The organism is Brochothrix campestris, from assembly GCF_046058945.1.
In the GTDB taxonomy this organism is placed as follows: domain Bacteria; phylum Bacillota; class Bacilli; order Lactobacillales; family Listeriaceae; genus Brochothrix; species Brochothrix campestris.
The window spans coordinates 2051360-2064965 of the sequence record NZ_CP175511.1 but is presented as its reverse complement, the minus strand read 5'-3'; the positions used below and the strand labels follow the sequence as shown (position 1 = coordinate 2064965).

Genomic DNA, 13606 nt, shown 5'->3' with positions numbered 1-13606 from the left:
GTTTTTTTAAAAAAGAAACAGGGGGAGAAATAAAATGAAAAAAATGAAATTATCAGTTGTAACAGCACTTGTCTTAATCGTTGGGTTAGTATTAGCAGCCTGCGGTGGTGGATCAAGTGCAACAAAAAAAGAAGCAACTAGCAGTAAAGAACAAACGATTCGCTTATTGGAAGCTTCACAAATTGCGACAATGGATTCAGTTATGTCAACCGATGTTGTATCTGGAACAGCGATGGACCAAGTATTTGAAGGTCTCTATATATTAGGTAAAGATGATAAATTTGAACTTGGTGTGGCAGCAGCAGAGCCAACAATCAGTTCTGATAATAAAACATACACGTTTAAATTACGTGAAGATGCAAACTGGTCAAACGGAACACCTGTAACAGCACAAGATTTTGTGTACGGTTGGAAAAAAGCAGTGAATCCAGACACAGGTTCACAATACGCCTACATGTTTGATGGATTTATTGCCAATGCCTCTGATATTATGGCTGGTAAAAAGGAACTTGATAGTTTAGGGGTTAAAGCAGTTGATGATAAAACATTAGAAGTGACGTTAGAGCGTCCAACTACATATGCCAAGTCATTATTTGCCTTTGTAACGTTCTTACCACAAAATGAAAAATATGTGAAAGAACAAGGTAAAAACTATGCGAAATCAAGTGATAACCTCATCTATAATGGTGCCTTCACCATGAAAGATTGGGATGGTAACGGTGACTCATGGGAATATGTTAAAAATGATAAATACTGGGGTGCCGAAGATGTGAAATTAGCAAATGCTAAAATTAGCGTTGTTAAACAACCTTCAACAGGAATTAACCTCTACACTAAAGGTGAAGCTGATGCGGTAACCTTATCAGCTGAGTATGCGAAACAATATGCGAATGATGATGATAAAATTACTGTGGCTCAAGCGTCAGTCTTTTACATGAAATTCAACCAAAAACGTAATGGTAAAGCAACGATTCTTGCAAACGAACACGTGCGTAAAGCGATTGCTCAAGCTTACAACAAAGAAGCCTATGTGAAAAACATCTTAGCAAACGGTTCAGTTGTGTCTGATCAACAAGTGCCAGCTGGCTTAGCTAAAAATGAAAAAACAGAAGAAGATTTCACTAAAACAGCAGCGGCAGCAAATGATTACTTAACATTTGATGTTAAAGCAGCACAAAAAGAATGGAAATTAGCGCAAAAAGAAGTGGGCGAAAAAGTGACGCTTGAATTATTAAGCGATGATACTGACAATGCTAAATCGTCATCACAATACATGAAAGATCAATTAGAAACAAACTTACCAGGCTTAACAGTTAGCCTTAAAAATGTACCATTTAACAACCGTGTTGATTTAGATAGTAAATCAGACTTCGATATTGAATTATCAGGTTGGGGTGCGGATTTCCAAGATCCATTAACATTCTTAGAGTTATATGTAACAGGTGGTACAAATGCAAACATTAACTACAGCAACAAAGAGTACGATGCCTTAATCAATGCAAGTAAATCAACAGATGCGTCTGATCCGCAAAAACGTTGGGATAACTTTGTGAAAGCGCAAAACATGTTAATCAATGAGGATGCAGCGATTTCACCAATTTACCAACGTTCGTTAGCAATCTTACAAAACCCAGCAATCAAAGATCTTTACCGTCATAACTTTGGTTCTGATTACAGCCTAAAAGCTGCTTATATTAAATAAAACAAAAAAGAGTCGCTTTATTATCGAGCTTAATCGATGATAAAGCGGCTCTTTTTATGTAATGAATAAGATGATGATGTAAACAATCGCTAAAACAGCGACGAGCAACCAAATTTTTTTTAATAAACCATTCATTGCAGCACCTCCGACTAGTAATGTAAGTATAACAAGAGTGGACTGCTTTTCAAAATGCGACTGAAAGCTGTACTTTTGATAGTTATTAGAAAATTCACATAAAAAAGTTATTTAAATGTCAGAATCTTGTGATTAATGAAACAACTTATGATACAATAGTGTTATAGCACATACTTGTTCGAACAAACAGGTATGTAATAGCGAGAAAGAAACTTATTTTTAGGGGAGGAATTTGTTTATGAAGAAGTTTAAGGCATCTGTGGTAATGGCAATCGTTTTAGTAGTAGGTCTTGTGTTAGCGGCCTGCGGTGGGGGAAGTAGTTCATCGAGTGATAAAAAAGAATCGAGTAAAGAAACAAAAGAGCAAAAAATCAGCTTACTTGAATCATCACAAATTTCGACAATGGATTCAGTAATGGCAACAGACACTGTCTCATTCACTGCGATGGACCAAGTATTCGAAGGACTTTATACATTAGGTAAAGATGATAAATATGAATTAGGTGTTGCTGCTGAAGAACCAAAAATCAGTGACGACAATAAGAAATACACGTTTAAACTACGTGAAGATGCCAAATGGTCAAACGGTGATGATGTCACTGCAGCCGATTTCGTCTTTGGTTGGCAAAAAGCTGTCAATCCAGAAACGGGTTCACAATATGCGTATATGTTTGATGGTGTTGTTGAAAACGCCTCAGATATTATGACAAAGAAAAAAGCTGTTGATACATTAGGTGTTAAAGCGATTGACGATAAGACACTTGAAATTACGTTAGAACGTCCGATCACATATATTAACTCATTATATGCATTTGGTACTTTCTTGCCGCAAAATGAAAAATACGTTAAAGCACAAGGCAAAGAGTACGGTAAAACAAGTGAGAACATTATTTATAACGGTGCTTTCAAAATGAAAGACTGGGATGGTAGTGGTGATACATGGGAATATGTTAAAAATGATAAATACTGGGATGCTAAAAACGTTAAGTTAGAAAGTGCAAAAATCAACGTGGTTAAACAACCATCAACGGGTATTAACTTATACACTAAAGGTGAAGCTGACGCAGTGACTTTATCAGCTGAGTATGCAAAACAATATGCAAACGATAAAAACCGTATCAGTGTACCGCAAGCGTCTGTTTTCTATCTTAAATTCAATCAAAAACGTGATGGAAAAGAGACTGCTTTAGCAAATAAAAATGTTCGTACAGCAGTTGCGCAAGCATTTGACAAAGAAGCTTACGTTAAAAACATTTTAGCGAACGGTTCAGTTGCGACAGATCAAGAAGTTCCTGAAGGTCTTGCAACTTTAGAAGGTGAAGACTTTACAAAGGCAGCAGCTTCTGCTAATGATTACCTCACATACGACGTGAAAGCAGCCCAAAAAGCGTGGGAAGCAGCTAAAAAAGAAGTAGGCGACAAAGTGACACTTGAATTATTAAGTGACGATACTGATAACGCCAAATCTTCATCACAGTACATGAAAGATCAATTAGAGAAAAACTTACCTGGCTTAACAGTTAGTCTTAAAAATGTACCATTCAACAACCGTGTTGATTTAGATAGCAAATCTGACTTCGACATTGAATTATCAGGTTGGGGCGCTGACTTCCAAGATCCAATGACATTCTTAGACTTATATGTGACTGGTGGAACAAATGCGAACATCAACTACTCTAACAAAGAATATGATGCATTAATTACAGCTAATAAAACAACAGATGCAGCAGATCCTGCCAAACGTTGGGACAACTTCATTAAAGCACAAAACATCTTAATTAATGAAGATGTTGCAATTGCACCAATTTACCAACGTTCATTATCAATCTTACAAAATCCAGACATTAAAGATATGTACCGTCATAACTTTGGTGCTGACTATAGCTTAAAAGCAGCTTACGTCAAATAGGCCACAAATAATCAGCTACCGTCACTAAGGGAGTAATCTTAGTGGTGGTAGCTTTTTGTTTGTTTGACAAAAGTGAGTTATAATAAGGTTAAGATACATTAGATGAGAGAGGAACATTTATAGTGAAAAAGAGTGGCTTTTATTTAGGCTTGAGTCTGTTGGTTGTCGTGTTAATTGTCACGTTTAAACAACCAGGATGGACCGTTGAAAATTTCATGAACGTTAGTTTTTTAGTGGGCATTATTTTCTTGTTACTCGGTTTATTATTAATGGTCGTACGTGGTGGCTTTTTTGATATTTTTCATTCATCGATGCGCTTGTTTTTTAATTTTGGACCGAATAAACGATCACAGGAAGACATTCAAGAAGCAGGGATGTTATCGGAATTAATCACCTTAACCTATGCACATTTTTTGTTGGTAGGGTGTGTTTATCTTGGTGTGAATCTGTTGTTGCTATTCATTTTTTATTAGAGGAGTAAAACAGTAAAAAAAGCAGAGTTAGAATCGAAGTGTCACGCGATTCTAACTCTGTTTTTTTATTTTATCAGCCCTTGTCGGTAAGCTGTGAGCAGCGATTTGAGATCGTTAATTTGCTGTTGTAAGTGCTGTCCGATATCAGTGTCTTTAACACATTGTCGTATAGTCTCTGTTTCAATAATACGACGGGTAGAAATAATGTCAGTTTCGTTCATAATGGCATCTTCTGTCGATGTGAATGGTTGGTGCTTCACTAACTGTAGCCCATAAGCATTATAGATTAAGGTGTATCCGGCAATGCTAGTCACGCTTTGATAAGCTTTGGAGAAGCCGCCATCAATCACAAGTAGCTTGCCATTGGCTTTGATTGGGCTTTCGCCAGCGCCTTCTTTCACAGGTGTGTGGCCGTTAATAATATGACCATCATCGGGTGAAAGATTGAACTCACGTAAAATAGTGGCGACTGTTTCCTCGTCATTGCGTTTAAGATAGTACGGATTCTTAACTTCGTGATGAGTTTCTGCTTCAGCGATGAAATAACGCTCGAAGGTGGTCATTGCCGTCTTGCCGAAAAGCGGTGATGTTTCGCCGGTCCATAAGTACCAAACGTAATCGAGCGCTGCTTCTTTCTCTTTCGACCCTTCAGGTTGTGAAAAGGCTTGTCGGGCATACTGATCGAATTTATCAAACAAGGCTCTCCCAGTATACGGTTTATTAGCAATCGTCAACGCTTTAAAGGAACCATCCTCATTTAATGGAATACAGCCATGGTAGATTAAATTGCCATTATAGCGTAAATACATGCTGCCTTTCGCATAGAGGAAGGCAACGTGTTCCTGTAATTTAGCAGAGTTGATAAAACCTAATAACAGCCGCTCAATCACATCGTTTTCTTCGGGAGTGAGTGTATAAGGATTAGCTGGATCAATCGTCGGGAAGTCGGTGTCAGTTAACGTGTAGGTGTGGTTGTTAACTGTGATAGTACCGTTAGTATAATTGATTTTATTCAACAGGAGACGGTCTGTCATATTGAATTCAGGGTGTCGCTGAATGATGGCACCTTCAAGTTTGAATTGAATAATGGCTATTGCTTTATGCATTCGAGCGATTTGATTGATTTCAGATGTTGTTTTAGCGCTTTCTTGGCTCTTTTTAGGCATAAAAGCGGTCGATGTGTTTTCGTACGTCGTGTCAGCGAAAATCGCAAGTGGACGCAGTGAGATACCATAGCTGTCTTCTACCGTATCGAGATTCAAATAGCGGGCTGAAATCCGTAAAACATTGGCGATGCAAACAGCAGACCCGCTCGCTGCTCCCATCCAAATCATATCATGATTGCCCCATTGGAAGTCGAGCGACTGGTGTTTTGTTAAACGGTTAATGATTTTGTCAGGCGCTGGACCACGGTCAAAGACATCACCGACGATGTGTAAATGATCAACCACCAAGCGCCGAATTAAGGTCGCTAGGGCGTGGATTAAATCAGCTGCGCTGTTCAGTTCAATCACGCTCGTGAGAATTTCATGATAATACGCCTCTTTTTCAATTTGATCATTATTTTGGTAAAGTAGTTCTTCAATGATGTAAGTGAAGTCTGGCGACATTAGTTTCCGTACTTTAGAGCGTGTGTATTTCGAAGAGACAAAACTTGTTAACTTAATGAGACGTAATAAGGTAATACGGTACCAGTCATTCTTTTCAGTAGCAGAAAAAGTCCGTAAGATGATACGCATTTTGGGACGGGGGTAATAAATTAAGGTAGCTAAAGTCGTCAATTCGGTCTCAGATAGTTCGTTGGCAAAGAGAACGCTTAGTTTCCGTTTAATGACACCGGATCCGTTACGAAAAACCTGTTCAAACGCATCATATTCACCGTGTAAATCACTTAAAAAATGTTCGGTTCCCTTTGGCAGATTAAGGATAGCCTCCAGATTAATAATTTCGGTAATCGTTTGTGCGGGTGTTGGATAATGTGAAGCAAGTAATTGTAAATATTTTGTTTGTGAATTGCTCATCAAAACGCTCCCTTCGCTGAAACTAAGTATAGAATAGGCTGCACATTACTATCATTCTAGAAAAGAAAGTCCAGTCATGCAAGGAAATGAGCATTGAAAATAAAAATAAGACGATTGGGGTAGACCGATTCAGTTAAAATGCATCTAAAAAGCCCCCCCAACTGCTTTCCACAAAGCAAAGATGTTGAGGGGGCTAGTGCAGTGACTATTTCACACTGCGCAGCGGACAGAACACGCTGCAAAAGACTCATCGCAAGTACTCAGTATAGCATACTTTCCAGCGTCTGACTATCTTTAAAAAAAGACATGAAAAAAGACCTACCCGAGGGTAGGTCTAACAGTTACTTACGCTTTTTCAACGTTAGCAGCTTGAGGTCCACGTTGTCCATCTTCAACTTCGAAGTTTACAGCTTGGCCTTCTTCTAAAGTTTTGAATCCTTCAGATTGAATAGCTGAGAAATGTACGAATACATCGTCACCGTTTTCGCGTTCGATGAAACCAAAACCTTTTTCTGAGTTAAACCATTTTACTTTACCTGTTTCCATTATAAAAAACCTCCAGTTATGCACTAAGTGCAAATAGTTGTAGTCTTGTTTAGGCATAAAAAGAAGTTTGAATTCATTTATTTACCTATCAAAAGCACATGTTTATCATACCACGTTAAAACAATAATAGCAAAACAATTCCAAATATATGTTATTCTTAATAGTATAAAGGAGTTGATTTATGTGTCAGAGAAAAAAGAAATCGTACCAGTAGGAGAAGTAGGCGACTTAGTTAAGTTTAAACGTGAGGATATGTCGGGTGAAGGTATCATTATTAAGTTTTTAACAAACTCAGCGGTGTTAACTATCACTAAACGAGATTCAGCAATTGAAGAAGTTAAAGCGAACCCAACAACAGTCGTAAACTTTAAAAACTATAAAGTGATTAAATAAGGCAAAAAAAGAAAGGGCAATCGCCCCTTCTTTTTTTTGCCTTATTTTTCGAACGGATAAGACATTCCCCATTGTTGGCGGACCTCAGTTAGGATGCTGATAACATCGTTGCTCAGTGATAAGGTATGTTCTTTCTGACTGGTAACAGCCGTTTCAAACGCATCAATCTCATACTGGAAGGCATCTGCAGCACGGCCAGCTTCAATCAATGTTGTTGTGCCAGTTTCGGTATTGAAAAAAGAGGCTTGTGTACCACGAGGGTAGTCTGTAATTGAAAAATAACCTTTATCGCCACCGATAATCGCTGTTTTGGGCATTTTTGCGCGGATACTTAGATTGATAACAGCGATTTCGCCTTCTTTCGTCTGCAATAAAATCCCAGACTGTTCATCGACACCTGTCTCGAATGGCAACATCGTTGTTTTAATGACGGTTGGTTGACTGCTTAAAAAATAGCGGGCGAAGGATACGGCATAGGTGCCAATATCGAGTAAGGCGCCACCAGCTAAGGCTGGATCAAAGAAACGATTCGATACATCGTCTTCCTTGACACTCCCGAACGAGGCTTGAATCATTTTAAGTGTTCCTAAGTCGCCTTTGTTAATCAATTGTTTGATTTTTTTGAAGAGCGGCATATGGAAAATGGTCATCGCTTCAGCCACAATTAACTGTTTTTGTTTGGCTAAGGCGGTGATTTCAGCTAATTGTAAGTTGTTGACAGTGATGGCTTTTTCACAGAGTACGTGTTTGTTATGAAGCAAACTAGCGATAATATATTCATAGTGATTGCTGTGTGGTGTCGCGATATAAACGACATCAATGTTTTCATCCGCCAGCATCGTCTCGTAGGAGCCGTATACAGCCGTTACATTATACGCAGCTGCAAATGTGTTTGCTTTTGTTTGTGAACGTGAAGCGACGGCATAAATAGTGCCATGTGCCTCTTGTAGAGCAGCTGCCATCTCCGTTGCGATTGAACCTAAACCGAGTATTGCCCAATTTAAATGAGTCATTTCTGCACCTCTTTCTATCATGATATAATCAGTATAGCAGTAATTAATAAGAGTCGTATCTCAAAAATATACACCTGTCACAAAATGGACATAAAAGGTGGTTGAAGGCGTCATTTTGTGTGTTAATCGTGACAGAGATTTTGCTATACTAACGGTAAGCGTTTAAAGGAGCGGTTTCAATGTTGAAAAAAAGACGATTTCATTCTGATAGTAAGATGGACGGGATTGTAAATGAGGTGAATGCATGTTGCAATTGCGTATAAGCCAACTCGGAACATTAATAGGATTGATTGTAGTATTGACGCTGATGCCATTGCAACTTGTATCGGCTCATGCTTATGTGCAACAAACAACCCCAGCGATGCAAGCGAATGTCGAGGAGAGCCCAGCACAGGTGTCGGTTCAATTTGATGAAGCGATTCAAAATCAAGCACCGACCATCGCGGTAACAGATGAAGCGGGGAATCGTGTCGATAAAGGGGCTGCTTTTATTGAACAAGAGAGCAACCGTATCGTCAGTGTCAAATTGACTGACGCTTTAAGTAAAGGGATTTATAGTGTGAATTGGCGGGTGATTTCAGCGGATGGGCATGCTGTTTCTGGCACGTTTATGTTTGGTTATCAAGCCACAGACGCGATTCCCGATGCAACCAGTGATCAGTCGAACACACCAATCATGCAATCGCTTGTTAAATGGCCGCTTTATATTGGTCTCAGCATGATTGCAGGTGTTCAATTAGCCTTGCTCTATCTTATTCCGACCGCAAGTAAACAGGCGTTAAAAAGCGCATTGAAAACACTGGTGATGACCGGAATGATGTTAGTGATTCTGGCGTTTATCCTCCAGTTTATTGCTCAAACGGCCCTGTTAAATAATGTCAGTCTTTGGCAAGCATTAGATTTTAAGTTAGCTTGGCAAACGCTCACCGAGACGACATTTGGTCGGCTTTGGTTTTGGCGATGTTGTGCCTTAATGGTCTTTGCAGTTAGTGGCCATTTTTATTTCAATCGTTCGACAGATAAATGGGCACTTAAACTGAGTGTTATGACGGTTGGTTTCATTGGGATGACACTCGCGACAGCAACTAGTGGTCATTCACAAGCGGCAACGATTATCGTGTTATCGACAGTGACCGACTGGCTCCATTTAACAGCGGCTAGCGTCTGGATTGGTGGGGTGATGATCATTTTAACCTTATATCTCACGCTACGTCGTGAATACTCCACCACAGTCAAGTTGGCGTATGACACAAGTCTCCAACGCTTTGCGCCAGTGGCCTTTGGCGCGGTGCTGACCTTGATTATGAGTGGTATTTTGTTAAGTGCGTTATATTTTAGTTCAATCATGCAAGTATTCACATCGACCTATGGACGAACACTGTTAATTAAAGCGCTAGTGGTGTTTATTATGGGTGTGATTGGGATTGGTCATTTCGTGGCGCGGGCAATGAAGCGTACAAATGTGCCAAATAAAGGCACGTTATGGGCTGAAATTGGAGCGGGAATTATCATTCTAGGCTTAGTCGGTTTTTTAACAAATACGGCGACACCACCCCCACCTGAGCCTACGCCACTCGTTTTAAAGAGTACGCTCAAGCAGCATCAAATCAATTTAACGATTGCGCCAGCAATCGTTGGTGAAAATGTCTTTGATGTGCAACTGGATCAAGCTGATGTTAAGGCTGATTGGCAGCAAGTTCAAATGATTGTTGCCAAAAACCGGAGCGAGGTATCAACCACAACCACCTTAGACTGGGATAAAGAGGCGCAACGTTATCGTGCCAAAGGGTTGTTTATTAGTCAAACTGGTAAATGGCAGGTGACGATTAAAGCCTTATCAACCGACTTTGAAACGGTTGAAGATACATTTGAAATTAGAATTAGCAGATAAGAAGGGAGCAAGACGAATGAAACAACTTAGCGTTATGATAGCTGTATTAATTGGTGTATTTGGATTTTCAATGTCGGTCAGTGCTCATGTTACGGTGAGCCCGGCAACTTCTCAAACAGAAAGCTATGAAACATATACAATGAAGGTGCCGAATGAAAAAGACAATGCGACTATAAAGGTGGTACTCGTTGTCCCTGAAACGGCCAACTTTTTAAACTATCAACCGCTACCAGGTTGGAAGGTAACGACCACCACAAATAAAGCAGATAAGATTGAACGTGTCACATGGGAAAAGAAAAATGAAGAGGGTGGAATTGAACAAGGTCAATTCCAATCGTTTCAATTTGTGGCTCAAAACCCTGCTCAAACAGGAGCGATGGACTGGAATGCCTACCAATACTATGAGGATAAAAGCATCGTAGAATGGACAGGTGACGCCGATGCTGATACACCACATTCGCAGACGATGATTGAACAAGCAAACACAAAAACAGATGCACATGGAAAAACAGCAACTGTGAGCAATCACGAAAAAACTGCTGAAACAAGCCAATCGATTGGACTTTGGTTTGTCAGTGGTCTTGCATTACTGTTAAGCTTAGCAGCGTTAGTCGTAGTTATTAGAAGAAAATAAAAGTTGAAAGTTTCTGGTTGATTGAACTAGAGAAATAAAGTTGAAAGCTTCTGGTTGATTGAACTAGAGAAATAAAAGTGAAAGCAACGCAGTCAACAGCATTGCTATTCAGTCTACATTCCCAAACCACAACTCGCTGTTGTGGTTTTTTATTGCTATTTGTGCATCTGTTGAGGAGAAGAACAATAATATAGTATGATGTAAGAGACAGTATACGCAGGAGGAGACAAATGAAAAAAGCATACAAAGTAATCAAACATAATTTCACACAATATATTTGTGCTTTTATGATTCCGTTAGTGGTAATGGCTTTGGTCTATTATAGCCTAGGTATTTATTGGGGCAGTGAACGCTCAATCTTAGCAAGTGATAGTTTTTCACAGTATAGCAATTTTTATGCAAGTTTTAATAATGTATTACATGGAAAGGGAAGTCTTTTTTATAATTGGAATTTAGGACTAGGCTTTAATTATTACGCCTTTATGTCTTATTATTTAGGCGGTGTTTTTCCGTTTTTAGTGTACTTTTTTTCGAATGCCAATATTCCCGATTTCATTTATTTATTAACGATTGTTAAAGTCGGTCTAATCGGTCTTACGTTTTGGATATATGCAAAAGCGACATTTAAGATTCATCCACTCATACAGATTGGTTTAAGTGTAGCTTATGCCTTGATGTCTTTTGTGGGGGCTTATTCAATGTCAATCATGTGGCTTGATGGTTTGATTTATCTCCCATTAGTTGTATTGGGTGTGAATCGTCTGATGGAGCATTTTAAGCCGACGTTATTGTTTGTGGCGTACGCCTTATTGTTTATTTCTAACTATTATATGGGCTTTATGATCGGCATTTTTAGTGTGTTATACATGTTTGCCTTACTCGTTATTGAGCCGCAAAAACGATTGCGCAAACTGGTGCTGTATTTTGCAACAGCTCTCTTAGCGGGCTTATCAGCGATGATTATGATTCTGCCGATGGTGTTGGATTTACGCAACAATGGTGAAGCACTTACAAAGGTGACCAGTTTTTTTACGAGTGAAACACATCTATGGGATGTTGTTGTTAAATCTATGATCGGCGTTTATGATACCACCAAATATGATAGTATTCCATTTACATATGCCGGGTTAATCCCCTTGATTATGGCGATTTACTTTTTTGTTACTAAAAAATGCAACTTGCGGACGAAATTAGCGTTTGGCGCTCTAGTGTTGATTGTCTTTATCAGCTTTAATATTTCGGCTTTGAATTTATTTTGGCAAGGAATGCATTCACCTTACATGTTTTTATTCCGCTATTCATTCTTGTTTTCATTTATCGTCGTGATGTTAGCGGGTTACGGTTTTACTAACTATCAACGGAGTGATAATGGCCGTGTAATTACAATTATTATTAGTTTAGCAGCGCTGTTTTTAGGCGTGAAATACTTACTGCCAGAGTCTCTCTATACGTATTTAGAACAAGATTCGCTCTATTTAACTGTAATCTTTTTAATCATTTATGCGATTGTATTTGCAATTTCCAGTTTGAACCGCACAATTATGAAAAAGTTAGCAGTTATATTGGTGATTGTGATGGTGAGTGAGGCTGTCATCAACATGAAAACAATGCTTAATGGCGTGTTAGAAGATTGGAATTATCCCGCGAGAACTTCGTATCAGCTCCCTTACACAAGTTATCGAGAAGTGATTGAGAAAACAATCACAGCCGATGCAACGACGTTTTATCGCACCGAAACAATGGATCCCGTTTCTGCCAATGATGCGATTAATTATGGCTTTAATGGGCTGAGTCAGTTTTCATCGGTCCGTAATCGTAACACGTTATCCTTTATGAATGACTTAGGATTTAAATCACGAGGTACAAACTTGAATATACGATATGCCAATAATACCTTGTTAATGGATTCGTTGTTTGGCGTGCGCTACAACATCACTAAAATGCCGATTAATAAATTTGGGTTTAGTCAATATTCGAATGATAAAGGCTACTATTTATTTAAAAATGAAAATGCGCTACCGTTAGGTATCTTAACCGATGCGAATATTAACAAATTCAAAGTGAAAAAAAATGATAACTTAGGAACACAAACGCAGCTGTACAGTCAATTAGCGCAATCACACAACACTTATTTTACGAGCGCAATACCAACTGTTATCTCGACCGATAATGTGTCCACGGTTACTGATCCAAACACTGAAAATGTGACGTATACAGCAATTAAAAATGAAGTTGATAAAAAAATCACTTGGAAGGTGCATGTTCCTGCCAATAAACAAGCATACATGAGTATTTGGCCAACAAACTATGGTCAGATTGGTTCATCATCGGTATTACTAACTGTTAATGGTGTTAATAAGGCAACCCAATTATCAATTAACGGACAATACTACGATTTAGGTTATTATCCAATGGCCCGTGATATTGAGTATACAACGAATTTTTATGGGACGGATGCCGTTTCGATTGGCAAGCCAATCGTGATTTTTCTGGATGTGAATCAATATCAAGAGGATGCGGGACGGATTAAACAAAGTGGCGTAGAATTTAAGGTCGACGGTCGGAAAGCGTCAGCGACTGTCAATGTTAAAGCGCGTAAGCAAACGCTCTTTACAACGATTCCAGCCGATAATGGTTGGGAGGTCAAAGTTGATGGTAAGGTAGTTGAAGCTAACACTGTTGACGATGCCTTTCTCTCAATTCCAGTAACAAAAGGGGAACATACAATTGAAATGGTGTTTACCCCCGAAGGATTTATGCCGGGTGTCATATTGTTCTTTGTTAGCATCTTTTTGTTTTATGGTGTGTTTACCATTAATCGACGTATGAATAAATATGAATGATCGTGAATTTAATTAGGAATAAAACCGTTTTTAGTGTAATATATCA

General features: G+C 38.9%; 10 protein-coding genes. 7 read left to right on the top strand and 3 right to left on the bottom strand.

Annotated features, from left to right (window positions below):
* Window positions 1-34 precede the first annotated feature (34 nt).
* From ACJYYY_RS10225 to ACJYYY_RS10215, 3 genes are all read left to right on the top strand, one after another.
* The gene (locus ACJYYY_RS10225; protein ID WP_408868907.1) at window positions 35-1702 is read left to right on the top strand and encodes an ABC transporter substrate-binding protein; all 1668 of its coding nucleotides are present in this window, start codon (window positions 35-37) and stop codon (window positions 1700-1702) included.
* 373 nt (window positions 1703-2075) lie between these two features.
* Window positions 2076-3746: a peptide ABC transporter substrate-binding protein gene (locus ACJYYY_RS10220; RefSeq protein WP_035313593.1), complete on the top strand. Its 1671-nt coding sequence runs from the start codon at window positions 2076-2078 to the stop codon at window positions 3744-3746.
* 122 nt (window positions 3747-3868) lie between these two features.
* Entirely contained in the window at window positions 3869-4219 is a 351-nt protein-coding gene (locus ACJYYY_RS10215) for a DUF3899 domain-containing protein (RefSeq protein WP_035313591.1), read from the top strand.
* 65 nt (window positions 4220-4284) lie between these two features.
* On the opposite strand, the gene ACJYYY_RS10210 is transcribed toward ACJYYY_RS10215, so the two are convergent.
* Together ACJYYY_RS10210 and ACJYYY_RS10205 are read right to left on the bottom strand one after the other, a co-directional pair.
* Complete coding sequence (locus tag ACJYYY_RS10210) at window positions 4285-6240, bottom strand: fructose-bisphosphatase class III (protein WP_035313589.1); 1956 nt, start codon at window positions 6238-6240, stop codon at window positions 4285-4287.
* A 345-nt stretch (window positions 6241-6585) separates the two neighbouring features.
* Window positions 6586-6786, bottom strand: a complete 201-nt coding sequence (locus ACJYYY_RS10205; RefSeq protein WP_035313588.1) for a cold-shock protein — start codon at window positions 6784-6786, stop codon at window positions 6586-6588.
* Window positions 6787-6969: 183 nt separating this feature from the next.
* Between ACJYYY_RS10205 and ACJYYY_RS10200 the strand changes: the two genes are divergently transcribed.
* The gene (locus tag ACJYYY_RS10200) at window positions 6970-7179 is read left to right on the top strand and encodes a DUF2187 family protein (protein WP_035313586.1); all 210 of its coding nucleotides are present in this window, start codon (window positions 6970-6972) and stop codon (window positions 7177-7179) included.
* Between the two features lie 41 nt (window positions 7180-7220).
* Here the strand turns inward: ACJYYY_RS10200 and ACJYYY_RS10195 are convergent, their stop codons facing one another.
* Window positions 7221-8192 (bottom strand): Gfo/Idh/MocA family protein, encoded by a 972-nt coding sequence (locus tag ACJYYY_RS10195; RefSeq protein WP_035313584.1) that lies wholly within the window; start codon window positions 8190-8192, stop codon window positions 7221-7223.
* Window positions 8193-8436: 244 nt separating this feature from the next.
* On the opposite strand from ACJYYY_RS10195, the gene ACJYYY_RS10190 reads away from it, so the two are divergent.
* The 3 genes from ACJYYY_RS10190 (at window position 8437) to ACJYYY_RS10180 (ending at window position 13560) form a co-directional block, all read left to right on the top strand.
* Window positions 8437-10083 carry a copper resistance protein CopC gene (locus ACJYYY_RS10190; protein WP_035313582.1) on the top strand — a complete coding sequence of 549 codons (1647 nt, stop codon included), beginning with the start codon at window positions 8437-8439 and terminating at the stop codon, window positions 10081-10083.
* Window positions 10084-10099: 16 nt separating this feature from the next.
* Complete coding sequence (locus ACJYYY_RS10185; protein ID WP_035313581.1) at window positions 10100-10717, top strand: YcnI family protein; 618 nt, start codon at window positions 10100-10102, stop codon at window positions 10715-10717.
* Between the two features lie 230 nt (window positions 10718-10947).
* On the top strand, window positions 10948-13560 hold the full coding sequence (locus ACJYYY_RS10180) for a YfhO family protein (RefSeq protein WP_408868906.1): 2613 nt from the start codon (window positions 10948-10950) through the stop codon (window positions 13558-13560).
* The last annotated feature ends 46 nt before the right edge of the window (window positions 13561-13606 follow it).